This window comes from Nitratidesulfovibrio sp. SRB-5 (assembly GCF_019931275.1).
Lineage (GTDB): Bacteria > Desulfobacterota > Desulfovibrionia > Desulfovibrionales > Desulfovibrionaceae > Cupidesulfovibrio.
In genome coordinates this window covers 144,772-170,220 of sequence record NZ_JAIOTY010000002.1, presented here as the reverse complement: position 1 = coordinate 170,220, position 25,449 = coordinate 144,772, and the positions used below count along the sequence as shown (strand labels likewise).

The following is a 25,449-nucleotide window of genomic DNA, read 5'->3' as shown; positions in this document are numbered from 1 at the left end:
AACGCAGCAACATGCCGCACCCGGCAATGCCACCGCTGTTGCCCGTGCCGCCTTCCCGGTGCCGCCCGGTGCCCCCTGCACGGGCGAGACCCTGCAACAACGACGGAAAAATCCGGCATGGGCGCCACCGGCCACGTTCATTTCCCGGAATTTTTGCCGTACTGTCCCCGCAGACACGTTGCAGGCGGCTCCATGACCCCAAACCCGGCACGGCGTTTGCTTTTTCCGCGTCATGGCACAGGCGCGGCGCCCCCGAACCCCGCGCCACCTCCGCAACGTTGCGCTCCGCAGTGCCAGAACCGGAAGGAACGCACCCCACCGCAGCAGACAGAAAGGACGTACCATGGCCCCCATTACCATGCACCCGGACAATGCCGCACAGGTTCTCGACGCGTTCGCCCATGCGGCGCAGGGCAACGACACAACCAGCAGCGTGGTGTTCCGGAACGGACGGATGGAGCAGACCGGGCGCCTTGGCGCGTTTTTCACCGGGCAGGCCACGCACCGCGCCACCATCGACAGCCTGCGCAGCGCCATCCTGTCGCTCTACGGCCCGGACGTGGCCAATATCGCAGAGGCCAGGCTGGAACACTTGCAGGCCCAGGGCAAGCCGCTGCGGGCCTGCGTGGTGCGCGACCTGCTGCGCGACGTGGAGGCGGGCAGGCAGGAAGTGGCCCGCATGAACTCCACGCTGGTACAGCAGTTCACCGGCGACAACCCCCTTTTCGAGGGGGCCACGCTCACCCCCGCCATGGACGCTTTTTTCGCCGGAAAGAACTGGACGGAAGGACAAAAGGCGGAATGCAGGCAACTGACCCAGGACTACCTTGCGCAGGGTCCGGGCCACAGCGGCAAGGAATTCTTCACCCCCGACAAGCTGTTCCAGCAGATCAGCTCCGGCGAGCTGCCCTGCCTTGCCGCCTACCGCGCCGCCGTGGACCACACCCCGGACCGCAGCTACCGCGACGTGATGGAGCGCGTGCCACCGCAACTGGCCAAGGACATGAGCTACATGCGCGCCATGTTCTGCGGCAACAGCACCGACATGGGCACGGTGGCCCTGATGCTGGAAAAGCTGCCGACAATGCGCGCCGCCCAGCCCCAAGGCCCCCTTGCCGCGGCCACCATATGGAACGCCTGCACCAACAACGCCCCCATGCCCGAAGGGATGGGCGATTCCCCCCTGAAACTCGGCGGGGCGTTGTCGGACTTCCTGCGTGCGCAAATGGAGCAGGCCGCGCAGGACAGGCCGGATGTCCCCGTACTGGTCCTGTTATCCATGTGCGCGGGCATGCGGCACGACGTGGCCGCCCAGCTTGCCCTGCAACCCGGCCCCATCGCGCTGCACGATCTTGTCAGCACTGCCCCCCTGTACTCCCTGACGCCGCACGGCACCCTGGACGCCGCCGAGGCGCAACTTGGTGCGGACCTGCACCGCATGGGGCAGGAAGACGGGGTGCACTCCACGTTCACCTTCACCACCCCCCAGGGCCAGCACAGCATCGACGTCAACGACGACACCCACATGGACGCCGCCGACAAGGCCCGATACGCAGGGGGCAACCCCAACGCCATGACCCGCGACATTCGCGAACAGGTCGTGGCCCTGTGCGGCGAAGGCAACCCCGGCCAGGCCCTGGTGGTCATGTTCGGCATGTCGCAAGCCGGGCTTGCACTGGTGCGCAACCTGTCGTTCATGACCGGGGCGCCCCGTTCGGAGCACTGCGCCATGAACATCAGCCTGCACCGCGAGGACAACGGCGACATCCGCATGGAATTCCGCAGGCCGCCCGGCACCCCGTTCGACTGCGAGATGGACTACGTGGTGCACCCCGACGGCACCAGCGAACTGACGCACCTTCAGATGAGCGGCCACACGTAGCGGACGGCGGACGTGCCCCGTAGAGGCGGACGCGCCCGATCGGCTGGTCCCGTTGGACCTGATCGGGCCTGACCGGGGATACCGGGCCTGACCGGGGTTGCCTGGGCCTGACGGGGCCAGCCCCCCCGACAGCCCGCGTTGCTGCCGGAACCCGGTCGGGGCGCATGCCCCCGCAAGCACCCGTCGCCCAGTCACACACAGCCACCGCGCGCGTTCCTGCCGCGCGGGCAGGAGAATATCATGCAAGATGCTTTCGGCAGCCTCATGCGCGGCGTGGGCGAACGCCTGCTTCAGGGTGAACTGTCCATCGACAACGGCGTCAGCGTGGTGATCGGCATCGACGACATGCTGGTCAGCGCCTATCATCTGGAAGGGCCGGATCAGGTACTGCTGTACACCGAGGTGGCCCCGCTGCCCGCTGAAGGCCGCCAAGCCCTGTATGCCGCCCTGCTGGAAGGGCAGACCTTCTTCCGCGACACCGCCGGGGCCACACTTTCCGTCAATGCCGAGGCGGGGTCCGTGCTGTTGCAGATGGTCCTGCCCCTGCGGTTGCTGGACGTGGAGGTCATGCTGCGGATCCTGGAAAACTTCGTGCAGGTGGGGCGGCACTGGCGCGCCGAGTGCGGACGCCTAGCCGGGCAACAGCCGGACAACGTGGTCGGCGCCGCGTCCGACAACGAGGCGGTCCCGCCCCTGCCCCACGGAGCCATGCTGCGCGTATAGGGGCCGTACGACCTCGCAAGGGACATCCCGACGGCTCCCGACCGTGACCGGCACTACCGGCAACGGCTGGCTACGACCGGCAACAACCGGCTACGACCGACACGACCGGCAAAGCCCGGCAGCCGCGGCCTCCGCTGGGTCTGGATCCGGCAGAGGCAGTGCGCCGCACACGGCGCGCCGCCCGATGCCTTTTCGAACCACACCACCCGCCCCGCAAACCCGACGACCGCGTCACCCATCGCCATGCCCGACCACAGCTTCGACTTCGACCACGCCCCCGACCGACGCAACACCGGCAGCCTGAAATGGGACGACATGGGGCGCATGTTCAACCTTTCGCCGGATGAAGCCGCCAACGCCATTCCCCTGTGGGTGGCCGACATGGACTTTGCCTCACCCCCGGCGGTGCGCGATGCCGTGGCCCGGCTGGCCGAGCGTGGCGTGTTCGGCTACCCCGCAGATGGAACAGCCTGCCGCGAGGCCGTGTCCCACTGGCTGGCCACCCGCCACGGCTGGACCGTGAACCCCCGCCACCTGCTGCCCCTGCCCACCGTGGTGGCCTCGCTGTGCCTGTCGGTGCGCCTGTTCACCCGGCCCGGCGACGGCGTGGTCATCCAGACGCCCATCTACCCGCCCTTCCGCGCGGCGGTGCAGGATGCGGGCTGCCGGGTGCTGGCCAACCCGCTGGCCCTCACCACGGATGCCGGGGGCAACCCCTTCCACGAAATGGATTTCGACGCGCTGGACACGGCCCTTGCCGATGGCGGGCGCGGGGCCAGGGTGTTGCTGCTGTGCAGCCCGCACAACCCCGGCGGTCGGGTGTGGACCCGCGCGGAACTGACCCGCGTGGCCGAACTGTGCCTGAAGCACGGCACGCTCATGGTCAGCGATGAAATTCACCACGACCTGCTGCTGCCCGGCCACACGCACACCGTGCTGGCCAGCCTGGCCCCGGAAGTGGCCGAACGCACCATCACCGCCGTGTCCGCCGCCAAGGCGTTCAACGTGCCCGGCGCTGGGCTGGCCCATGTGGTCATCGAGGACGACACCCTGCGCCGCACCTTCCGCGCGGAGCTGACGGGCCTCGGCATCCGCCACCCCAACATGTTCGGGCTGGCCACCACCGAGGCGGCCTGCCGCCACGGCGGCCCGTGGCTGGACGCGTTGATGGACTACATCGCGGGCAACGCCGCGCTGGTGCGCGACGTGCTGACCGCGCGCCTGCCCGGCGTGCGGGTCATGCAGCCGCAGGGCACCTACCTTTCATGGGTGGACTTTCGCCCGCTGGGCCTTGCAGAGGCGGACCTGCTGCACCGCGTGCGCTTTGATGCGGGCGTGGTGCCCAGCCCCGGTTCCAGCTTCGGCCCGGAGGGCGATGGCTGGCTGCGCCTGAACCTGGGCTGCCCGCGTGCCCTGCTGCGCACCGCGCTTGAGCGCATGGCGGATGTGTTGGCCTAGCAAGCACCGAGGCTCGCCAGAGGTTCCCACAGAACCGCCCCCAGTAACGCAAAGTCCCCCGCCGCTTCAGCGCGGCGGGGGACTTTGAAAAAATTTTGGGGGGAGGGGTTCGGGGAGGGAGACCCTTTGCCTCAGCCGTTAGGTGAGCGCAACGCGCGAAGCTTACGGATGAGGACCGCAGAGCGTTAAAGGGGCCCCTTCCCTAATTCATCTATAAAACCTACACCGCTCGCTAAATCCGCCCTTCCTCCACGCCGTGGCAGGCCACCTGCGCGCCGCCTTCAAGCTGGCGGGCCTTGGGCACTTCCTGCATGCAGCGCGCGTTGGCGTGCTGGCATCGGCCATGGAACACGCAGCCCGTGGGCAGGTTGATGGGCGTGGGCACGTCGCCGGACAGCTTGATGTGCCCGGCGGCCTTGCCGCCGATGCGCGGGATGGCCGACAGCAGGGCCCGGGTGTACGGGTGGCGCGGGTTGCCGAACAGGTCTTCGGCGCTGGCCAGTTCGCACAGGCTGCCCAGGTACATCACGGCCACGCGGGTGGAGATGTGCTCCACTACCGAAAGGTCGTGGCTGATGAACAGGTAGGTCAGGTTGCGCTTTTCCTGCATGTCCATCATCAGGTTGAGCACCTGCGCCTGAATGGACACGTCCAGCGCAGAGATGGGCTCGTCCGCCACGATGAACTCGGGGTCTACAACCAGGGCGCGGGCGATGGAGATGCGCTGGCGCTGCCCGCCGGAGAATTCGTGCGGGTAGCGCACGCCCCACAGCGGGTTCACGCCCACCTGTTCCATGACGTCGGCCACGCGGGAACGCACGTCGGCGTCGGAGATGCCGGGGTTGTGGAAGCGCACCGGCTCTTCCAGAATCTCGCGCACCTTCATGCGCGGGTTCAGCGAGGCGTAGGGGTCCTGAAAGACCATCTGCATGCGGGTGCGGTAGGGCAGCATGCCGTTGTCGCTCAGGTTGTCGATGCGTTCGCCCCGGTACAGGATTTCGCCGCCGGTGGCCCGGTACAGGCCGATGACGGTACGCGCCAGGGTGGACTTGCCGCAGCCCGATTCGCCCACCACGCTCAGGGTTTCGCCGGGCAGGATGTCGAAACTCACGTCGTTGACGGCATGCACCACGGTGCGCTTGCGGGTGATGCGGCCGCCGGAAATGCGCAGCTGGTCCAGCAGCCCGCCGGAAATGTCGAAATGCTTGACGACGTTGCGCAGCGAAAGCAGTGCGGTGATCTGGTTGGTCATTCCCGTGTCCCCCTTAGGCTACCATGTGGCAGGCAGCCATCCGCCCGTCGCTTTTCTTTTCCAGCAGCGGCCGGGTGGTGGTGCACACGGTTTCGCACAGTTCGCAGCGGTTGTTGAACGGACAGCCGCGCGGCACGTCGGAAAGGCTGGGCATACTGCCGGGGATCTGGTTCAGGCGGCGGCGCGCGCGGGGTGCGGCCACATCCGCAAGGCCGCAGTCGGCCTTGTCCGCACACTGCGGCAGCGCGCCCAGCAGACCCCGCGTGTAGGGGTGCAGCGGCTCGCCCACCACCCTGGCGGTGTCGCCCATTTCCACGATGCCCCCCGCGTACATCACCGCGATCTTCTGGGTAACCTGCGAGACCACGCCAAGGTCATGGGTAATCAGGATGAGGCCCATGTCCTCCGACTGGCACAGCTCCAGCAGCAGGTCCATGATCTCGGCCTGGATGGTCACGTCCAGCGCGGTGGTGGGTTCGTCGGCGATGATCAGCGACGGCGAGGTCAGCAGCGCGATGGCGATGACGATGCGCTGGCGCATGCCGCCCGAAAATTCGTGCGGGTACTGGGCCAGACGGCGCTCCGGCGAGGGAATGTAGACCTTGCGCAGCTTGTCCAGGGCAATGGCCTCGGCTTCCTTGCGGGTCACCTTCTTGTGGGCAAGGATGGTTTCGATCATCTGCGTGCCCACGGTCAGCACCGGGTTCAGGGTCATCATGGGATCCTGAAAGATCATGCTGATCCTGTTGCCGCGTATGTCGCGCAGGGTTTCCGCGCTGGCCGTGGTCAGGTCCTTGCCCTCGAACAGAACGGAGCCGCCCGCGATGAAGCCGGGCTTGGACACCAGGTTCAGGATGGAGAACCCGGTGACGGACTTGCCCGCGCCCGATTCGCCCACAAGGCCCAGGCGCTCGCCCTTGGCCAGGGTGAACGAGACGTCGTTGACGGCGGTAAGCGCGGTGTCGCGCAGCGCGAACTTGACGGTAAGGTTGGATACGTCGAGCAGCGGTTGCATGGACTAGTCCTTGTACAGCTTGGGATTCAGGAAGTCCCGCAGCCAGTCGCCAAGCAGGTTGATGGACAGCACCAGCAGGATCAGCACAACGCCGGGAAACAGCGTGATCCACCAGCTGCCGCTGAAGAAGTACTGGAAGCCCGACTTGATCAGCGAGCCCAGCGAAGGCTTGGTCACCGGCATGCCCAGCCCCAGGAACGACAGCGCCGCCTCGCTCATGATGGCGTTGGCCACCTGCACGGTGGATATGACCAGCACCGGGGTGAGCGTGTTGGGCAGGATGTGCCGCCACATGATGCGGAACGGACGAAGGCCGATGACCCGCGCCGCCTCCACGTATTCCTTCTTCTTCTCGGCCAGCACCGATGCGCGCACTGTGCGCGCGTACTGAGGCCATTCGGCAAGGCCGATGACCAGCACCAGAAAGGGCACGGCCACCTGCTCGTAGCGGCCCACGCCAAAGGTCATCTGCACGATGGCCCCCAGGAAGATGGCCACCATGTACGACGAAAACGACAGCTGCACGTCGGCTATGCGCATCAGGATGTTGTCCAGCCTGCGGCTGCCGTAGCCGGAAAGCAGGCCCACCATGATGCCGATGCACGCCTGCATGGCCACGGCGCCCACCCCGATCAGCAGGGAAACGCGCATGCCGTACAGTATGGCCGAGAACAGGTCGCGCCCCTGGTTGTCGGTGCCCAGCAGGAAGGCCGGGTTGCCGCCGTCCTTCCACAGGGGGGGCGTTTCCGCGTCCATGATGTCGATGTTGGCGCCGTCGAACGGGTTGTGCGGGGCAATGACCGGGGCCAGCAGGGCCGATGCGGCCAGGATGACGAACAGGGCGAAGCTGGTCACCGCCACCGGGTCGCGCAGGAAGGAATACAGGAAGTACGACTGGCGGAAACGTTTCAGAAGACCGGCCATGCTACTTCCTCCCCGCGATGCGGACCATGGGATTCACGAAACCGTAGATCAGGTCCACCACCGTGTTCACGGTAACGAAGATGGCCCCGACAAAGATCAGGTAGGCCACCAGCAGCGCGGTGTCGGCGCGCTCCACGGCCTCCACGAACATGAAGCCCATGCCCTGCCACTGGAACACCGTCTCGGTCAGGATGGTGAAGGCGATCATGATGCCAAGCTGCACGCCCCCCACGGTGATGACCGGCAACAGGGTGTTCTTGAAGGCGTGCACCATCACCACGCGCCATTCGGGCAGACCCTTGGCCCGCGCGAACTTCACGTACTCGGTCTCCAGCGCCTCCTTCATCTCGGCACGGATCAGCCGGATGAACAGCGGCAGCATGATGGACGACAGGGCGATGGACGGCAGGATGATGTGCTTGAAGTTGGACCAGGTGGTCAGCACCGATGTCCACCCCGGGAATATCTCCACCGGGTTGCCGCGCCCGAACGAGGGCAGCCAGCCAAGGTGCACCGAAAATATGTAGATCATGAAGATGGCCGTCAGGAACACCGGCACCGAAACCCCCACGATGCTGATGCCCATGAACAGGCGCGACAGCACCGAGCGCGGGCGGCAGGCGGAATACACGCCCACCGGCACCGAGATCAGCACGATGATGCACTGGGCCACGAAGACCAGCTCAAGCGTGGCCGGGGCCTTGGCCAGGATCACGTCCAGCGCGGGCTTGCGGTAGAAGTACGAGGTGCCCAGGTCGCCCTGCACGGCGTTCTTGGTGAAGCGCGCCCACTGGACCAGGTACGGGTCGTTAAGCCCCAGCTTTTCGCGCAGGGCCTCGCGTTCCTTGACGGATACGGACACGCCCACCATTTCGCGCGTGGGGTCGCCGACGGACTGCTTGATGGCGAACCCGATGAAGCTGATGATGAACATGACCAGCAGGGCTTGCGCCACCCTGCGGACGATGAATGCGAACATGTGCGTCTCGTTGCCGGTAACGGCGTTGCTGGTTGCCGCGGTGCCGCGTGCCGCGCGTCATTGTCACACGATGCGGGTCACACCATGCGGGCCCGTTCGATGCGGGCGCCACACGGTGCCCCCCCGCACGCCACGGAAACGGGGTCGGACTGACGGCGGCAGCGCCCGCGCGCTGCGGGGCCCGTGCATGCGTGCGTCCCGGCCACGGCTTGATCCATGGCGCCCTGCGGGGCAGGGGCAGCGGGTCCGCAGGCGGCGGCCACGAAAGCGCGAAGGCGCGAAACGGCGTGCGCGGCGTTGTCCGCAACCCGGCCTCGATCAGCGCACCGTGCTCCGGTGGGCCTGCTGGGAACGCTCGCCGCGGGTCCGGACAGGCTGGCAGAATGCCCAGCCGAAAGCCGGAATGCGGAGGGCGGCGGAATGCCGCGCGTCGGTAACGGGGTGATCCCCGCCCGGTGGGCTACAAAATTTCGGCGGGGCAGGCAAGGGGTGTTCCCCTGCCCGCCCGCCTTCACAAAACCGTCGAAAAGGCGCGGTGGTCTGGTAACCAGCCGCGCCCGTTCGTCATTACTTCATCACCACGTCACCGAAATAGGGGAAGTCCTGCACGTTGATGATCGCCTTGGCGTTCGTCACCGTCTTGCGGGCAGCCCACGACAGCGGTTCCATGTGCAGCGGCACGAAGGCGGCCTCGTCGTAGGCCAGCTTTTCGGAATCCTGCAGCAGTGCGTCGCGCTTCTTGGGATCGGTGGTGCGGTTGGCTTCCTCGATCAGCGCATCGTACTTCTTGTTGCAGTAGTTGCCGCTGTTGTACTGGCCCATGCCGGTGTCCTTGTTGGCGCACATCAGCAGGTATTCGCCGTAGTTGGCGGTGTCTTCGGTATCCGGGTGCCAGCCGATCATCTGGATGTCGGCAACCTGGGCGTCGTACTCATCCCAGTACTGGGCCTTGGGCATGGTCTTCAGGTTCACCTTGATGCCGATCTTGGCCATCATGGAAACGAAGGCCTGGGCCACCTTTTCGTCGTTCACGTAGCGGTTGTTGGGCGCGATCATGGTCAGTTCCAGACCCTTTTCGTAGCCCGCTTCCTTCATCAGCTTCTGGGCCTTGGCCAGGTCGAAGCGGGGCTTCAGGTCGGCAATGTAGCCGGGGTAGCCCTTGGGCGCCTGCTGCTGGGTGACCACGGTGTAGCCCTTCATGATCTTGGCCACGATGCCCGCATGGTCGGTGGCGGCGATGATGGCTTCACGCACCTTGGGGTTGGCCAGGGCGGGGTTGCGCTTCTGGTTCAGCTGGAAGGTGATGATGCGGGTGCTGGCCATGGTGATCAGCTCCACATCGGGGTTCTTGGCCAGCTGGTCGTAGTCCTGCACGGGCACGGGGGTGATGAAGTCCACGTCGCCCTTCAGGATGGCGGCCACGCGGGTGGCTTCGTTCTTGATGGGGGTAAGTTCGATGGTCTCGACGTTGCCGTGCTTGCCCCAGTAGTTGGGGTTGGCCTTCAGCACCAGCTTCACGCCATGTTCACGCTGGGCCACCATGAACGGGCCGGTGCCCGAGGCGTTCTCGTTGGCGAACGAGGCGCCGTTCTTCACCACTGCGCCCTTGGGCTGGCCAGCGGCGTCGGTGCCGGAGTAGAACTTGGAATCCATGGGGAAGATGTAGGTGGCAAGGTTCATCACCAGGCCGTAGGGCTCGGTGGTGATGATGTCGATGGTGTTGTCGTCCACCACCTTGGGCTCGGCGAACTTGACGTACAGGCCCTTGAAGTCGGGGGATTCCTTCAGGCGCTTGACGGTCCAGGCCACGTCGGCGGCGGTGAGCGGGTTGCCGCTGTGGAACTTGACGCCCTTGCGCAGGTGGAAGCGCATGGTGGTGGGGTTGATCTGCTCCCACTTTTCGGCCAGGCGCGGCTCGAACTTCATGTCCTGGGTCCAGCGCACCAGGGGATCGAACACCCAGTGCGAGTATGCCAGCATGGGCCCGGAAAGCTGCATGTGCGGATCGAGCGATTCAGGGTCGGACGAGATGCCGACGCGGAAGGTCTTGCCTTCCGCGGCTTCGGCCTTGGGGCCGAACGCCAGCACGGCCGCCAACATCATCAGAAGCAGTACGAGAGTCCGTTTCATCCAGTACCTCCAGCGGTTGTTGCTACAATGACGCCACGCGGGCCCGGCATGGCCTGTGCGGACGGCTCGTCCCGTGGCCGTCCTGTCGGCACCAGTGATGCCCGCGATGCGTTGTCCAGTGCAATGAGACCGACAGTCCTGTAGACCATCCGGCGGCAAGTGCGTCAAGCCACGCGCCGTGCGAATATTGTCAAATCACGTTACACAAATGTACCGTGAAATCAGCCTGTAGCCGGAACATGCCGGGGCCGCCGCGCCCAGCACGGGTGCGACGGCCCCGGCAGAAAACCCCGGATGGCGGGAAAAGGCGTGCCGCGCGCCCGGGCGGCGGAACGTCCACCGCGCCTCTACTGCGAACGCACCTTGCGCATGTATTCCATGTACACGGCATTCACCCACTGGGCGATGCGGTACACCCCGTCGCGCACGGGCACCCAGGTCACCGTGCCGTCGGCGTCGACCTTGCCGTCGGCCAGAAACTCCACGCCCACATCCGCCCCGCCGGCCACGCTGCCCGTGGACATGCGTGTGGAAACCTCCGCCTTCAGCAGCACGTCCAGTGGCTGATGCGCGCCGCCGGGCCAGTGCAGGATGGCGCGCAGCACCACCCTGTCGCCACGCGCCAGCGGCCCCTTTTCCCCGTCCTCGCCCGCGCGGGGGGCGATGCAGGCGCGCAGCCCCCCGGCAGAAATATCCACAAGGCCGGGCTGCGGGTCGCTGGCCGGGCTGGAGGCGGGCACGGGGGCCTGGTCGGCGGCGGGTGCGGGGGCCGGGGGAACCGTTGGCGCCTCGCCCTCCAGCGGATTCTGGGCAGCCATCCCGATGATGCGCTGGTAGCCGTCCAGCGCGGCCAGGGGCAGCGGGCCGTCATCGGGTGACTGGTCGCGGCGCATTTCCAGCAGGCCCACCAGTTCCGGCACCGGGCGCACCCGCACGCTGCGGCGGCGCTGGCCCGACTCGATGGCGGCGGGCTTCTGCAATTCCACGATGAGCCCGGTGAACAGGGCGCGGATGTCGAGAATGCGCGAGGCGAACATGAAATGCTGTTCCGTGCGCTGGGGGGCCATGGCCACTATGCGGAAGTAGCATTCCACCGTCTGCCCCTTCCACGCCGATGAAAGCCGCACCCCGCTGGACATGTCGATGAGCAGCGTGGGGCCCTCGTACGATTCGATGAGCCCCGGCAGCGAATGCTGCTTGCCGTCACGGGTGCGCACCACCACGTAGAATCGCGCCCGGCGGTCCGCCGCAAGGCGCAGTTGCTGGAACACCAGGTTCGCCGCGTGTTCCTCGTCCTTCTTGCCGAACAATGCCATTGATGCTCCTGCAACATGCCCTGGCGCGTGGCATGCCCCGAATGTTCGTGCGTCCGTGGTGTCTCACGCGCGGCGGCCCGAACTCCCCCGAGCGGGGCCTTGCCCCTGTGCCGCGCGTTCATGAGCACTGCCCCGGAAGCCGCCATGCGTCAAGAATAACCGCTGTGCGCAAGGGACAGACCGACGGAAGGGCGGCACGGCCACGCGGCAAAATCCGCCGCCGCACCGCGCGCATGCAACGCCGGTGCCGTGCCGGGCCGCCACGATGCCGGAGCGGCTGGGTGGCCGCCCCCCTTCATCCGCTCCCCGTCCCCTTGCGCCCGGCGCCCCGACGGCATGCACCGCACCCGACGCAACCCCGCGCGGGCATGGCACATTCCCCGCCAACCCGCGCCAGCCGTGATTTTTTCGCACCCTGCTTGACACATCCCCCTCGGCCTGCGAAAATCGATCATAAACATACTGAACGATTTTTCGGGGGCCTCATGTTCTTCCAGGGCAAGGACTACATCCGTCCGTCCAAAAAGCTGCGCCTGCTGTCCGTGGTGCAGGCGCTGACCGAGAACGAAAGGCTCAGCCAGACCCAGCTGGCCCGGTTCAGCCGCACCAGCAGCGCCATGGTCAATCAGTACCTGGCGGAACTGCACCGCGAGGGCATGGTCCAGTTCGCCCCGGTGAACCGCAAGAGCTTTGCCTACCGGCTGACCGACAAGGGGCAGGAGGCACGGCGCCACATGATGGAGCAGTACTGCGCCGAGATGGTGCGCGGGTTCGCCTCCATCAAGGAACTGGTGCGGCGGCGGCTGGAACCGCTGGCGGAAGGCCGCGCGCCGGATGCGCCCCCCTGCCCCGCCCCGCTGCATCTGGCCCTGTTCGGGGCCGCCGAAACGGGCGAAGTGGTGCTTGCGGCGCTGGAAGGCACCCCCTTTGCCGTCACCCTGGTGGTGGACAACGACACCGCCAAGCACGGCACCCCCTTTCACGGGCACACCGTGCAGCCCCCGGCGGCCCTGCTGGCCGCACCCGGCCAGTTGGCCGTGGACGCGGTGGTGGTGGCCTCGTTCGCGCACCAGCGCACCATCCAGCAACAGCTGCTGGCCATGCCCGGCATGCCCGAATCGGCGCGGGAGGTCGTCGTGCTGTTATGAACGCACCCGCCAACATCGCGGGCGGCTCCGCCGCCCCCTGCATCACCCTGGCTTCCGGCAGGCGCATCGGCCCCGGCAGCCCGTGCCTTGTGGTGGCCGAAGTGGGCAACAACCACCAGGGCGACATGGACACCGCCCGGCGCATGGTGCGCGAGGCCGCCCGCGCCGGTGCCGACGCCGTGAAGTTCCAGAAGCGCGACACTTCCGCCCTGCTCACCACAGAGGGCGCGCGCGCCGCCTACGGCGGCCCCAACAGCTTCGGCCCCACCTACGGCGAACACCGCGACGCGCTGGAACTTTCCGCCGCCCGGTTCGCAGAACTGAAGCAACTGGCGGAATCCCTGGGCATGGTCTTCTTCGCCTCCGCCTGGGACGCGCCCAGCCTGGACGTGCTGGCCGAGCTGAAGGTGGAACTGCTGAAGGTCTGCTCCGCCGACGTGGTCAACGTGCCCATGCTGCGCCGGGTGGCCGCGCTGGGGCTGCCGGTGGTGCTGTCCACGGGCATGAGCACCCTTGCCCAGGTGGACCGGGCCGTGGCCGAGCTTTCCGCCGGGCGGGGCGGCGTGGTGGTGCTGCACTGCAATTCCAGCTACCCCTGCGACGAGGCGGACATCGCCCTGCCGGTGATGGACCAGCTGGCCCGGCGCTACGGCCTGCCCGTGGGCTATTCCGGCCACGAGCGGGGCATTGGCCCCAGCGTGGCCGCCGTGGCGCGCGGGGCGTGTCTGGTGGAGCGCCACTTCACCCTCGACCGCACCCAGCGCGGCACCGACCATCAGGCATCGCTGGAACCGGACGACCTGGCCCTCATGGTCCGGATGATCCGCGAGGTGGAACAGGCCATGGGCGTGGCCGAAAAGCGCGTCACCCCACACGAGGCGGCCATGGCCGTGAAGCTGCGCAAAAGTCTGGTGGCCGCGCGGAACCTTGCGGCGGGCACGGTGCTGGCCCCGGACGACCTGACCGTGAAAAGCCCCGGCGACGGCCTGTCGCCGGAGTTGTGGGACGCGGTGATCGGCAATGCCCTGACCGTGGCCCTGCCGCGCGACGGGCAGCTTTTGCCCGCCATGCTGGCCATGCCGGTGCACACGGGCGAACCGGACATTCCGGAAGCCCCGTCCGGGTCCGAATCCGGGGCCGGAGCCGGGTCCGAAATCCGCCGCAAGGCCGGGGCCGCGTGATGCGCGTGGTCCATTTCGCCGTCACCCCGCTGGCGGGCGCGCCGCTGCGCCTGGTGCGGGCGCTGAACGCCCATCTGCCCGGCTGCACGGCCCGGCTGGTGGACCTGACGCGATACGGCAGCGAGGACTTCGGGCAGGACGTGGTGTTCGACGAAACGCCGGGCCTCGCCCGCGAACTGGCGGAGCAGGCCGACATCATCCACTTCCACAACTATCTGGACCTGGATTCGCGCCACTTCGCGCCCATCGACTTTCGCGCGCTGGCGGAAAGGGGCACGCTCGTGATCCGCCAGTTCCACAGCGAACCGGGGCTGGTGGCGGGCCGCATGGACATCACCCCCGCCGCGCTGCTGGCCCAGTCCATCCCCGCGCTGGTGGTGGGCCAGTTTCAGGAACGCTGCTACCCCCGCGCGCGGGTGGTGCCCAATCCCCTGCCCATCCACGACGCGGACCATCTGCCGCACGACCCTGCCCTGCACGGCCCGTTGCGCCACGACGTGTTCCTGTCGCCCACCCGGCTGCATTCGGCCTGGGCCGACCGCTGGAACACCAAGGCCCGGCCAGAGGCCGAGGCCGCCGTGCGCGCCGCGTGCCTGCCGCGCGGGGCAAGCTGGCACCTGGTGCACAAGACGCCGCTGGCCGCCACCCTTGCCGCCAAGCGACTGTCCCGCATCGTGGTGGACGACCTGGTCACCGGCAGCTGGCACCTGACCGGGCTGGAAGGGCTGGCCCAGGGCAAGCCGGTTCTGGCCCACCTGGATGGCCGCTGCCGCCGGGTGCTGGCGCGCATGGCGGAAACGGATGGCTGTCCGTTCATCGACGTGCGGCTGGAGGATGCGGCCCACGTGCTGGGCCACCTGCTGGACCATCCGGCAGACGCGCAAGGGGCGGGCCGCGCCGCGCGAGCCTGGATGGAAGCCCACTGGCAGCCGGAACGCATCGCCGCCGCATACGGCGCGGCCTACGCATCGCTGGCCCACGACCCCGTGGCCGCCGCCCGCGACTGGCGCCAGCCGGATCTTGCGCTGGACACCCCGGCGGAACGTTTTTTTGCCGTGACCCTGCCGGATGTGGTGCACGCGGCGCGGCACCAGGCGGCGCTGGGTGATGCGCCCGCCGATGCGGCAACCGCCATTCCGGAAGCCGCGCCCGTCGTCAGCGGGCAGGGTGATCGGGAAAGCCGGGGAGACCGGCCATGAGCGCGCGCCATCCCCTTTCGCCCGCGCAGCCCGGCGCGCCCGGTGTCCGTCCCCATCGTCCCGACCAGTCCCGCCTGCCCGACCTTGCCCCTTCGCGCGGCCTTCCCCATTTACCCGATCAGGCCATCATGCCCGCCGAACAGTGCGTGCTGGCGGTGACGGAATCGTGGCTGGGCCGCGCGGACAGCGGTGTACACCGGGTACTGGCCCACGGCCTGCCATCCTCCGTCCTGTACGACTGGATCGTGGACTGCGGGCGGGTGCGTCACCAGCATTTGTGCGACCCGGCCCGGCGCGACGTGAACATCCCGCGCGCGGAATGGGACGTGGTGGCCGTCATCGCGGCGCGCGGCGGTTCGCGCGGGGTGCCCCGCAAGGCGCTGCGCACGGTGGGCGGCGCGCCGCTCATCGCGCGGGCCGTGGCGGCCTGCCGGTCGGTGGCGTCCATCACGCGGGTCATGGTCAACACCGACTGCCCGGACATCGCCGCGGCAGCCCGCGCCGCCGGGGCGGACGTGCCTTTCCTGCGTCCGGCGGAACTGGCCACGGACGAGGCGTCGCCGCTGGACGTCTGGGTCTACGCGCAGGTGTGGATGCTGCTGGTGGAGCGGCGCGTGCCCGACTTTCTGCTGTCCGTCTCGGCCACCCACCCCTGCCTGCACCCGGACGAGATGCGCCGCGCCGTGGACCGGCTGGCGGCGGCCAACCGCCCCTCGCTCCAGACCGTGGCCCGCCTGCCCGCCGTGTCGCTGGAATTCCTGACCCCGGACTTCCGCCCGCTTGACGGCGGACCGGCCCCGACGAAAGGCGACGGCACGAACGAATCAGGACCGGAAGACGGCTGCCCGGGACATGGTCGCCCGGAACACGGTTACCCGGACGACGAGCGGTTTCTGCAATGCGGCGCGTTTTCCATCACCTGCAACCGCCCGTACTACCATGTGCAGCCGTGGTTCCGGCAGTACATGACCGACATTCCCGCGCCCCCGGCGGAACCCCTGGCCCACGTGCTGTCCGCCCGGCAGGGCGTGGACATCGACGAGCCGTGGGACCTCGCCACCTGCCGCCTGCTGCTGGACGGGGACGACCCGTTTCCGGCGTGCACCCCGGCGGACGTGGCCGCGCACGATGGCGCGCACCACGCCGCAGTAAACGGCGGGACGGACGCCCGGCCCGGTGTACCGGCTGCGCCCGTTACCCCCGGCATGGAGAACATGGCGGCCCCTGCCGACCTGGCCTGCGTTGTGGTGCTGCCGCCCGAAGGGTTGGAGCCGCCCGGCGCGCCGGATGTACCGAATGTGCCGAATGTGCCGGATGCGCCGGATGCGCCGGACATGACGGATGTGCCGAATGTGCCGAATGTGCCGGATGCGCCGGAAGACGCGGAAGGCACGGACGGGCCGTACCTGCGCATCGCTGGCATACCCGCGCCGTGCCGGGTACTGGACGCGGTACGCGCCGCCCTGCCCCACGTCCCGCTGGCCGTGTGCGGTGAAGGGGCCATGGCCCGTGCCGTGGCCCACCGTTACGGGCTGGACCTGCTGCCCCTGCCGCAATTTCTCGCCACTCGCCGCGCCGCGTGGCCTGTGCCGCTGCTGAACGCTGGCGACCTTGCGGCGGCAAGCACGGCCGGGCCTGCTATTGTCACCCATGCACCTGAAGTTTTCGGGCGGGACATCCTGTGCATCGACGGACGCGCCGCCCTGCTGGATGCGGCCACCCTGCGCGCCTTCGTCGGCTCGGCGCGGGCAGCCCTTGCCGCCGCCAACGCCGGACGCGACCTGCCCGCATGTTCCGTATCGCCCGCGCCGGTGCACCCCGCGCACCTCAAGCGGGTGGACGCGGTAGGTTCCGTGCTTTCCGCACCGGGCGTGCCCGCCCGGCGGCAGGACCTGCCCGGTGTGCTGTGCCGCGACGGCGCGCTGACCCTGCTGCGCGTTGGGGGCGGCACCACAGAAAGCACAACGGAAGGCATCGTCGATGGCGCCCCCGCCCCGCACGATTCCGGCCCCGACGAATCCGCCAGCCTAGCCTATCACCCCATCCCCATCGGTCGCGCCCAGGCCACACTGGTGGCCTCGCGCCTGGACGCCGCGCGGGGCATGGCCCTGGCCGTCCATGGCGGACACCCCGACATCACCGCTCAAGCCGCCACAGGAAACACCCCGTGAACACCGCCTCAATCAACCCAGAACGGGGCGCCCTCGCTCCCGCTACCCCGCATCACCGACGCGCAGTTCTGGGACGCCTGCTTCGCGTGGCGCGATGCCTCGGTGCTGCACGAACTGACCCACCTCTACCCGCGCCTGTCGCCGGGCGGGGTGCTGTGCATCGACGACTACGGCCACTTTCCCGGTGTGGGCCGCGCCGTGGACGCCTATTTCGCGGACCTTGCCCGCGCCGGGGGCACCCCGCCGCTGCTGACCCGCACCGACTACACGGGCCGCATGGGCGTGAAGCCCCGCGCCTGAACGCGCTCCCAAGCGCCCGGCCCCGGCCCTGATCGAAACTGATCGGACTTGGCCAGACTTGACCGGACTTGACCGGGTCCAAATCTGGCCGGACCCCGCGCACCATCCACCGCCGCACATAACCGCCCGCACCTGCAGGATACCGCCCCGCATGACCAGCCCCCACATCGCCACCATGACCGACACTCCCCACGCCTCCGCCACGCCGGACACGGCCAGCCTTCCCGATATGGCGGGTCTATCCCGCTGCAATCCCCGCCTGGCCGCGTGGTTCGCCTGGTCGCACGACGACTGGCAGGGCGCGGACGCCGCGGGGGCATACGTGCATCTGGGCTGCGGCGGCGCGGTGCTGGACGGCTTCGTGAATCTGGACTTCCTGCCCCACGACGAGCGGGTGCGCGAATGCCGCCTGCTGGACGTGTGGCCGCGCCGCCTTGCCGGGCAGGTGGCCGCCTTCTACGCGGAAGACGTCATCGAGCATTTCTTCCTTACCGAGCAGCTGTACATCCTGTGCTCCATGAACGTGCTGCTGCGGCCCGGCGGGGTGGCCCGGCTGCTCACCCCGGACATCGGCCAGTTGTGGACCTACGGCCAGCGCTTCGACCCCGCCGTGCTTGTGGGCAGCGGCGACTACTTCGCCGACGTGATGCGCTGCCGCAACGGCATGGACGCCGTGAACACCGGCCTGCGCATGGGCGGCCACCGCTGGCTGCACGACTTCACCAGCCTGCGCCGGGCGGCGGAGGAGTGCGGCTTTGCCGCCCGGCGCACGCCCTGCGCCGCCTCGGACGACCCCAGACTGTGCAGCATCAACCTGCGCGACGAATCGGGCATCTCCTTCGCGGCGGAACTGCGCAAGACGCGGCCCCTGCGCCATCTGCTGGTATGGCCGGAACGCATCGCCAACGCCGTGCCCGTGGCGGGCGGCGATCCGAATGCCGCGCTGCCCACCGGGCTTGACGGCGGGACAGACCGTGAACGCCTGGGCGCCATCCAGCCGGTGTTCCGCGCCGTCACCGGCGACCCCGGCATCACCTACCGCCTGCCCGGCGTGGACGTGCAGCGCATCGCCATGGTCAACGTGCGCTCGGCCAACCTGAGCGAATTCCGCGAGCACAACTTCGCCAAGGCCTACTTCCGGCTGGAGGAAAGCGGGGCCGTGTACGCCGACCGCACCCTGCACTCCGTGCCGCACATGAACGGCTTCACCCGCGCCGACGTGGAAACCGCCATGCGCGGCGAAGGCGTGCTGCGCTCCGTCCGCTTCGACCCTTCGGAACGGGAGGGAGACCTGTTCACCGTGGGGCCGCTGGAACTGTTCCTGTACGACGACGCGGCAGAAGGTGGGGAAGACGGGGACGGCGCATGTGCGACGGACGCAGACGCGCGGCCCAGGGGCCGGGGCATGACGGCGGTTGGAGCCGACGTGGCCCCCACGCCGGATGCCCCGGAAGGGAGCGCCCCAACCGGCAGCATGGCATCCGGCAACATCCCGACCGGCGGCCTGCCCCCGCACCTTGAAGACCACGTCATGGCCACACCGTGCCGACAGGGCGTCATCCATCACTTCGATTTCGACGGCCCGGTGGGCATGGCCCTGGCCATCTACGGCGAATGGGCGCAGGCGGAACTGGATGCGCTGGCCCCCTACGCGCCCGCCGGGGGCCGCGTGCTGGACGTGGGATCCAACGTGGGCAGCCACGCCGTGGCCTTTGCCCGCATGGTGGGGGCAAGCGGGCAGGTGACCGCGCTGGAACCGCAGGCAGAGGTGTTCTCCCTGCTGCAACGCACCGTGGCCGTAAACAACCTTGCGGGCGTGGTCACCCCGGTGCGGGCCGGGGCGGCGGGCCGGGCAGGCACGGCGCGGGTGCCGCGCATTGTCGCGCCGGAAGGGCAGAACCTGAACGCAGTGCGCCTGCTGGATACGGGCAATGTACCGCAGGACGCGACGCATCCCGCTGACGAAATCCCCCTGCTGACCATCGACGGACTGGGGCTGCACCTGCCCGCGCCGGAAAGGCCGGGCACCGCCGGGCGGCTGGAGATCATCAGGCCAGAAGCCGGAACGGCGGACACCGCCGGGCGGCTGGACCTCATCAAAATTGACGCCGAAGGGGACGAGGCCGCCATCCTGCGCGGGTCGGCGGACACCATCCGGGCCTGCCGCCCGGTGCTGCATCTGGAATGCCCCGGCTTCGCACGGGCCTGGCCCTGCGCGCGGCAAGCGCTGGCCTGGGGCTACGCGGTGTTCCACCTGCGCCTGCCCGCCTTCAACCCCGCCAATTTCCGGGGGGCCAGCCGCAACGTGTTCGGCGCGGCGGAAGAGGGCGCGCTGCTGTGCATCCCGCGCGAACGGCTGGAAGACGGCAGCCTGCCAGCGCCCTGCGGCACGGAAATCCGCGACCCTGTCCATCTTGCCCGCGCCCTGCTGGAAACCCGCGCCTACGGCCAGCCGGAAGAGCGCATCCCCGCCGCCGTGCGGCTGGACCTGGCCCTGTCCGACCTGCGCCGCAAGCGGGCAGAGGAACACTGCGTGGCGGCCAACGCCCGCTCCGGTCGCCAGCACGGACGCATCACCACCCTGCGCACGGCAGCCAGCGCGGCGGAAGCCCTGCTGGCGGGGCTGGACAGTGCAATGGAGGCGACTGCCCCGGTATCACCGACAATTCCGTCCGTCACGAAAGACGCCCGCGCCCGCCTGCTGGACGCGCTGGAGGCCACCGCCCCGGAACGCCCGACCATCAGCGAGCCGGACACCCGCGAGCCGTGGCCCGCACCGCCCGACCTTGCGGATGCAACCATCTGGACGGCACTGGCGGCGCGCCGGGCGGCGCTGTCTGATGCATCAGGCGGCACGCCGCACCGCCCGGTCATCGACGTCATCGTGCCGGTGTACGCGGGAACGGACCAGACCCTGGCCTGCCTGCATTCCGTGCTGGTCGCGGACCTTGAACCTGCAGACGCCGCCGCGCCACGCGCCCGTGTGGTGGTGGTCAACGACGCCAGCCCGGAACCGAACCTGGCGCAGGCACTGCGCCGCCTGGCCGGGCTGGGGCTGGTTGAACTGGTGGAGCACTCCGCCAACCGGGGCTTCGTGGCCTCGGTCAACGCGGGCATGGCCCTGCACCCGGAATGCGACGTGGTGCTGCTGAACTCGGACACCGTGGTCTTTCCCGGCTGGCTGGGCCGTCTGGCGGCGCACCTGGACGCCCGGCCCGACGCGGGCAGCGTCACCCCGCTGTCCAACAACGCCACCATTTGCAGCTACCCGGTGACGGAACGCGACAACCGCGCCGGGCTGGAACTGGACAGCGCCGCGCTGGACGCGCTGGCCGCCACGGTCAACGCCGGGGTGGCCGTGGACATTCCCACGGCGGTGGGCTTCTGCATGCTGATCCGCCGGGCCTGCCTGACGGAAACCGGCCTCTTCGACGAGGCCACCTTCGGCCGGGGCTACGGCGAGGAAAATGACTTCTGCATGCGCGCCGCCGCGCTGGGCTGGCGCCATCTGCTGGCCGCCGATGTCTTCGTGCGTCACGCGGGCGAAATGTCCTTCGGCGATGATGCCGCGCCGCTCAAGGAAACGGCCTTCGCGACCATTCAGCGGATGTACCCGGACTACCTGCGCACCGTGGCCGCCCACTGCGCGGCGGACCCGGCCCGTCCGGCCCGCCGGGCTCTGGACCTGGCGCGGCTGCGCGGCGCACTGGCGCGGCGCTTTCCCGGCACGACGTGGTCGCCCGGCACGGACGGGGCGCAAGCGCCCGGCAGCACTGCGGCGCAAGCACGCGGTAATGACGCGACCCGCCCGGTGCTGATGGTCACCCACAACTGGGGCGGCGGCACCGAACGCCATGTGCGTGACCTGTGCGACCGGCTGGCGGCGGAGGGCACGCCCGCGCTGGTGCTGCGCCCGCGCGGCAACGACGCGGGCTGCGTGTGGACGTTGAATCTGCCTGAACCTGCCTGCGGCGCTGGTCCGGCCTGCGGGACCGCTCCCACCTGCGACGCTGGCCCCCTGCACCTGCCCAACCTGGCCTTCGACCTGCCGCCCGACTTCGGCGCGCTGCTGGAAGTGCTGGCCGACCTGCGCGTGGCCCACATCCACGTGCACAACCTGGCCGGGTACCCCCACGCCGCGCCGGAGCTGCTGCCGCTGCTGGCCCGGCTGCTGGAAATCCCCTACGACGTCACCGCGCACGACCTGTCCGCCCTGTGCCCGCGCATCACCTGCATCGGCCCGGACGGCTACCCCTGCCCCACCGCGCTGGACGGAGACGGGGGGACTGCGCACGGCGCGCCGTGGCGTTGCGGGGCGTGCATCGCGACGGAAACGCCGCAACTGGGCAACACGGACATCGTGCGCTGGCGCGCGGCATGGGGCACGCTGCTGGATGGCGCCCGCGTGGTCTTCACGCCCAGCAACGACACGGCGCGGCGGCTGGCCGCCCATTTCCCCGGTTGCGCGGCGCGCATCACCGTGCGTCCCCATCAGGAAACCTCGCCCCTGACCCGTGCCATCAGGCCCCATGCGGCCACGGCCCGGCCCGAAGGCGACGCCCCCACCCCCGCCCCCCGCAAGCCCGACGAGGTGTTGCGGGTGGCGGTGATCGGGGCCATCGGCCCGCACAAGGGCTCGCACGTGCTGGAAGCCTGCGCCCGCCACGCCCGCGAGGCCGGGCTGCCCCTGCACTTCACGGTGGTGGGCTACACCGACCGCGACGACGTGCTGCGCGAGCTTGGGGTGACCGTCACGGGCCGCTACGACGCGGACGAACTGCCCGGTCTGCTGGGCTCGGCAAACGGAACCGGAGCGGACGGAAGCGGGCACGGCGGCCACCACCTGGCCTTCCTGCCCGCCGTGTGGCCGGAAACATATTCCTACACCCTGTCCGAGGCGGTGCTGGCCGGACTGTACCCGGTCACCTTCGACCTGGGCGCGCCCGCCGAGCGCATGGCCGCGTGGAACTACGGCCTGCGCCTGCCGGTACCCCTGATGCGCGACCCGGCGGCCATCAACGCCGCCCTGCTGGCCTGCACGCCCGCAGCCCCGCCCGCAGGACTGGCCCGCGCCCTGCTTGCCGCCGGGGACTACACCGCGCCGTTCCGGGCCAGCTACTACGGCATGCAGGGTGCGGAAAAACCCGGCGGGAATGCCACCGGGGACAACGCGGCACCCCCCGCCACGGAGCAGCCATGAGCACGGACCAGCACCACGCCGCCGTCGGCTCCGGCCATCCGCTGATCTCGGTGGTGGTGCCCAGCTACAACCATGGGCGGTACATCGGGGCCTGCCTCGATTCGCTGATGTTCCAGGATTACCCCAAGCTGGAAATCGTCATCACCGACGACGCCTCCACCGACGATTCCGTGGCGGTGATCCGGCGCTTTCTGCGCGACGTGGCCGGGGCCACCGCCTCGTACGCCTGCCGCTACGACGCGGCGGAGGACGTCATCGAGCGCGCCGTGCACCCCCGCTACGCGCGCACGGGCCGACGCATCGTGTTCCTGCGGGCGGAGGCCAACGGCGGCTCCACGGCCAACTACAACCGGGGCCTTGCCCACTGCACGGGCGAGTACTGCACCTTCGTCCCGGCGGACGACATCTGCCACCCGCAGCTGTTCTCCGCCCTGGCCCGCCCCCTGCTGGATGACGTGGCCGACTTCGCCTACGCCGACATGTTCGTGGTGGACGACGACATGCGCATCCTGCGCGAATTCCGCCTGCCGGAGCATTCCTTCGATGCCTCGTTCCGCAACTGGTACCTGTGCGGGGTGGCCAAGCTGTACCGCCGCGCCCTGCACGACCGCTTCGGCCCCTTTGACGAAACCGCCGACGCCGACGACCACGAATGCTTCCTGCGCTTTGCCCTGGGCGGGGCGCGCTTCATCCATGTGCCGCACACCCTGTATTCGGTGCGCAGCCACGAGGGGCGTGAAAACGGCCTGCACGCGCCGGGGCGCTTCGCCCGGCTGCTGGAGCATTCCAAGCGGCTCACCCTGATGGCCCGCGAGCGGGAACCCGCCCCGCCCGGCGCGTGGCGCGAGGAGATGGTGAGTACGGTTGGCCCCGTCACACCGGACGCACCGGGCGTACCGGGAGCACAGGGCGCCAACGCCCCGCATCCGGTGGCGGAACGGGTGGTGCTGACCGACGAGGAACGCAGCTTTTTCACGGAAGGACACGGCGCGACCGCGCCGCAACCGCCGTCAGACAACGATACGGAGGCCCGCCGTGGGTGACCTGGCCCTGCCGCACATCCTGCCCCGCGTGCGCGATGCCCGGCGCGAGGCGCGCAAGTACGCCAACTTCCTGCTGGCCCTGCGCGCCCGCCGCGCCGGGGCCGCGCGCGTGGCGCACCACCCCTTCGACCTCACCGTGGACTGCGCCACCCTGTGCCAGTTGCACTGCCCGTACTGCGCCGTGGGCAACGCCACCATCCGCCGGGGCCGGTCCCTGATGGACGCGGCCCTGCACGAACGGCTGGCCGCAGACGTGGCCCCGGACCTGTTCCTGGCCTGGTACTTCAGCGCCGGAGAACCGCTGCTGCACCCGCGCCTGCACGAGCACCTGGCCCGCACCGCCGGCGAAGAGGCGTTCACCGTGGTTTCCACCAACCTCAGCGTGCCCCTGTCACCGGCCCGGCAGGAGGCGCTGCTGCGTTCCGGCCTCGGCATGCTCAGCGCATCGGTGGACGGGGCCAGCGCGGCGACCTATGCCCAATACCGGCGCGGGGGCGACTTCGGGCTGGTCATGGACAACCTGGCGGGACTGGCCCGGCGCAAGCGGAAAATGGGCCTGCAATTCCCCCTGCTGGAATGGCGCTTTCTGCTGTTTGCCCACAACCAGCACGAGGTGGACGCAGCCCGCGCCATGGCCACGGACATGGGGCTGGACCTGCTGGAATTCTTTCCCGGCTACGCCCTGCCCCCCGGCGACCCCGGCGAGCAGGGGGTGCACCCCATGACCATCCCCATGCCGCAGCGGCCCATTTCCGGCCCGGCGTACGAGGCGGGCCTGACCCGGCGCGAAACGCTGGTGCAACGGCTGGCGGCGGACGGCATGCCGCCCGCACCCGCCCCCGTGGATACTGCGGAAGACACTGCGGGGGACACTGCGGAAGGCCGTGGGGCAGAAGGGCGCGGCGGAAAGGACAAGCCCCGCCGCCGCTGCGACTGGCTGTACTACAGCGGCATGATCTACCCGGACGGCGCGTTCGGGCCGTGCTGCGTGGCCACCGACGCCGACGACGACTTCACCCGGCTGGACGCGCACCCCGACTTCGGCGCGGCGTGGAACGCCCCGGCCTTTCTCCGCACCCGCGCGGCCTTTGCGGCGGGCGATGGCGGCAACGGAAGGAATAGCGGCGTCGACCACGCTCCGGCGTCCGATGTTTCCGGCACCGGCGGCACGGCAGGCACGGTCTGCGACCGCTGCCCCCTGCCTGTGGCGCAGGAACTGCAATTCGTGCAGAAGGTGCGCGCCATCCTGCGCAACGCACCGGACTGGGTGGTGCGCATCCTGGCCGCCGCACCGGGCGAATTCTTCCTGCCCGCCGACCAGCGCCGCCTGCCCGTGGAACTGGCCGCCCTGCACCACCCCGAGGCCCGCGCCCTTCCGTCAGACCCGGACGCGCTGGCCCGGCTGCGCGCGCTGGCCGCCGCCCACCCCGACCCGGCACTGGCCCGCTGCGCCGACATTCTGGAACACGGCCATGCCTGACGCGCCGCGCCCCGGCCCTCACCCCTTTCGCACAACCCCACGAGCAGG

Annotated in this window: 17 protein-coding genes; 11 read left to right on the top strand and 6 right to left on the bottom strand. The window is 69.3% G+C overall.

The features are described from left to right. The first annotated feature begins 343 nt into the window (after nt 1-343). The 3 genes from K6142_RS08190 (at nt 344) to K6142_RS08180 (ending at nt 4,063) form a co-directional block, all read left to right on the top strand. On the top strand, nt 344-1,882 hold the full coding sequence (locus tag K6142_RS08190; protein ID WP_190244320.1) for a hypothetical protein: 1,539 nt from the start codon (nt 344-346) through the stop codon (nt 1,880-1,882). A gap of 240 nt (nt 1,883-2,122) precedes the next feature. Further along, the gene (locus tag K6142_RS08185; RefSeq protein WP_190244319.1) at nt 2,123-2,605 is read left to right on the top strand and encodes a type III secretion system chaperone; all 483 of its coding nucleotides are present in this window, start codon (nt 2,123-2,125) and stop codon (nt 2,603-2,605) included. 243 nt (nt 2,606-2,848) lie between these two features. Next, nucleotides 2,849-4,063 carry a MalY/PatB family protein gene (locus tag K6142_RS08180; protein WP_190244318.1) on the top strand — a complete coding sequence of 405 codons (1,215 nt, stop codon included), beginning with the start codon at nt 2,849-2,851 and terminating at the stop codon, nt 4,061-4,063. Between the two features lie 232 nt (nt 4,064-4,295). On the opposite strand, the gene K6142_RS08175 is transcribed toward K6142_RS08180, so the two are convergent. From K6142_RS08175 to K6142_RS08150, 6 genes are all read right to left on the bottom strand, one after another. Continuing rightward, nucleotides 4,296-5,315 carry an ABC transporter ATP-binding protein gene (locus K6142_RS08175; RefSeq protein WP_190244317.1) on the bottom strand — a complete coding sequence of 340 codons (1,020 nt, stop codon included), beginning with the start codon at nt 5,313-5,315 and terminating at the stop codon, nt 4,296-4,298. Nucleotides 5,316-5,328: 13 nt separating this feature from the next. Continuing rightward, a complete protein-coding gene (locus tag K6142_RS08170) occupies nt 5,329-6,330 on the bottom strand; it encodes an ABC transporter ATP-binding protein (RefSeq protein ID WP_190244316.1) in 1,002 nt (333 codons plus the stop codon). Between the two features lie 3 nt (nt 6,331-6,333). After that, a complete protein-coding gene (locus tag K6142_RS08165; protein ID WP_190244315.1) occupies nt 6,334-7,254 on the bottom strand; it encodes an ABC transporter permease in 921 nt (306 codons plus the stop codon). A 1-nt stretch (nt 7,255) separates the two neighbouring features. Beyond that, nucleotides 7,256-8,233, bottom strand: coding sequence for an ABC transporter permease (locus tag K6142_RS08160; protein WP_012612947.1), 978 nt, complete (start codon nt 8,231-8,233; stop codon nt 7,256-7,258). 567 nt (nt 8,234-8,800) lie between these two features. After that, nucleotides 8,801-10,363, bottom strand: a complete 1,563-nt coding sequence (locus K6142_RS08155; protein ID WP_190244314.1) for an ABC transporter substrate-binding protein — start codon at nt 10,361-10,363, stop codon at nt 8,801-8,803. A 347-nt stretch (nt 10,364-10,710) separates the two neighbouring features. Then, nucleotides 10,711-11,679 carry a hypothetical protein gene (locus tag K6142_RS08150; RefSeq protein ID WP_190244313.1) on the bottom strand — a complete coding sequence of 323 codons (969 nt, stop codon included), beginning with the start codon at nt 11,677-11,679 and terminating at the stop codon, nt 10,711-10,713. A gap of 485 nt (nt 11,680-12,164) precedes the next feature. Between K6142_RS08150 and K6142_RS08145 the strand changes: the two genes are divergently transcribed. From K6142_RS08145 to K6142_RS08110, 8 genes are all read left to right on the top strand, one after another. After that, nucleotides 12,165-12,827: a winged helix-turn-helix transcriptional regulator gene (locus K6142_RS08145; RefSeq protein ID WP_190244312.1), complete on the top strand. Its 663-nt coding sequence runs from the start codon at nt 12,165-12,167 to the stop codon at nt 12,825-12,827. Beyond that, nucleotides 12,824-14,008, top strand: coding sequence for an N-acetylneuraminate synthase family protein (locus K6142_RS08140; RefSeq protein ID WP_190244311.1), 1,185 nt, complete (start codon nt 12,824-12,826; stop codon nt 14,006-14,008). Before K6142_RS08145 ends, K6142_RS08140 begins: the two co-directional genes overlap by 4 nt. After that, nucleotides 14,008-15,207 (top strand): glycosyltransferase family 1 protein, encoded by a 1,200-nt coding sequence (locus K6142_RS08135; RefSeq protein ID WP_190244310.1) that lies wholly within the window; start codon nt 14,008-14,010, stop codon nt 15,205-15,207. Before K6142_RS08140 ends, K6142_RS08135 begins: the two co-directional genes overlap by 1 nt. After that, nucleotides 15,204-17,378, top strand: coding sequence for a cytidylyltransferase domain-containing protein (locus tag K6142_RS08130; protein WP_223380802.1), 2,175 nt, complete (start codon nt 15,204-15,206; stop codon nt 17,376-17,378). The genes K6142_RS08135 and K6142_RS08130 overlap by 4 nt, the downstream gene beginning before the upstream one ends. A gap of 102 nt (nt 17,379-17,480) precedes the next feature. Further along, a complete protein-coding gene (locus K6142_RS08125; RefSeq protein WP_223290482.1) occupies nt 17,481-17,678 on the top strand; it encodes a TylF/MycF family methyltransferase in 198 nt (65 codons plus the stop codon). A gap of 151 nt (nt 17,679-17,829) precedes the next feature. Then, nucleotides 17,830-22,878 (top strand): FkbM family methyltransferase, encoded by a 5,049-nt coding sequence (locus K6142_RS08120; protein ID WP_223380801.1) that lies wholly within the window; start codon nt 17,830-17,832, stop codon nt 22,876-22,878. Then, the gene (locus K6142_RS08115; protein WP_190246053.1) at nt 22,875-23,921 is read left to right on the top strand and encodes a glycosyltransferase family 2 protein; all 1,047 of its coding nucleotides are present in this window, start codon (nt 22,875-22,877) and stop codon (nt 23,919-23,921) included. Before K6142_RS08120 ends, K6142_RS08115 begins: the two co-directional genes overlap by 4 nt. Next, nucleotides 23,914-25,401 carry a radical SAM protein gene (locus K6142_RS08110; RefSeq protein ID WP_223380800.1) on the top strand — a complete coding sequence of 496 codons (1,488 nt, stop codon included), beginning with the start codon at nt 23,914-23,916 and terminating at the stop codon, nt 25,399-25,401. The genes K6142_RS08115 and K6142_RS08110 overlap by 8 nt, the downstream gene beginning before the upstream one ends. Nucleotides 25,402-25,449 lie beyond the last annotated feature (48 nt).

Excerpts from the sequence above, each read along its gene's own strand:
- K6142_RS08145 (WP_190244312.1), top strand. The coding sequence starts at position 12,165 with ATGTTCTTCCAGGGCAAGGACTACATCCGTCCGTCCAAAAAGCTGCGC.
- K6142_RS08140 (WP_190244311.1), top strand. The coding sequence starts at position 12,824 with ATGAACGCACCCGCCAACATCGCGGGCGGCTCCGCCGCCCCCTGCATC.
- K6142_RS08155 (WP_190244314.1), bottom strand. The coding sequence starts at position 10,363 with ATGAAACGGACTCTCGTACTGCTTCTGATGATGTTGGCGGCCGTGCTG.
- K6142_RS08115 (WP_190246053.1), top strand. The coding sequence starts at position 22,875 with ATGAGCACGGACCAGCACCACGCCGCCGTCGGCTCCGGCCATCCGCTG.
- K6142_RS08185 (WP_190244319.1), top strand. The coding sequence starts at position 2,123 with ATGCAAGATGCTTTCGGCAGCCTCATGCGCGGCGTGGGCGAACGCCTG.
- K6142_RS08170 (WP_190244316.1), bottom strand. The coding sequence starts at position 6,330 with ATGCAACCGCTGCTCGACGTATCCAACCTTACCGTCAAGTTCGCGCTG.
- K6142_RS08160 (WP_012612947.1), bottom strand. The coding sequence starts at position 8,233 with ATGTTCGCATTCATCGTCCGCAGGGTGGCGCAAGCCCTGCTGGTCATG.
- K6142_RS08150 (WP_190244313.1), bottom strand. The coding sequence starts at position 11,679 with ATGGCATTGTTCGGCAAGAAGGACGAGGAACACGCGGCGAACCTGGTG.
- K6142_RS08135 (WP_190244310.1), top strand. The coding sequence starts at position 14,008 with ATGCGCGTGGTCCATTTCGCCGTCACCCCGCTGGCGGGCGCGCCGCTG.
- K6142_RS08165 (WP_190244315.1), bottom strand. The coding sequence starts at position 7,254 with ATGGCCGGTCTTCTGAAACGTTTCCGCCAGTCGTACTTCCTGTATTCC.
- K6142_RS08130 (WP_223380802.1), top strand. The coding sequence starts at position 15,204 with ATGAGCGCGCGCCATCCCCTTTCGCCCGCGCAGCCCGGCGCGCCCGGT.
- K6142_RS08175 (WP_190244317.1), bottom strand. The coding sequence starts at position 5,315 with ATGACCAACCAGATCACCGCACTGCTTTCGCTGCGCAACGTCGTCAAG.
- K6142_RS08120 (WP_223380801.1), top strand. The coding sequence starts at position 17,830 with ATGACCAGCCCCCACATCGCCACCATGACCGACACTCCCCACGCCTCC.
- K6142_RS08180 (WP_190244318.1), top strand. The coding sequence starts at position 2,849 with ATGCCCGACCACAGCTTCGACTTCGACCACGCCCCCGACCGACGCAAC.
- K6142_RS08190 (WP_190244320.1), top strand. The coding sequence starts at position 344 with ATGGCCCCCATTACCATGCACCCGGACAATGCCGCACAGGTTCTCGAC.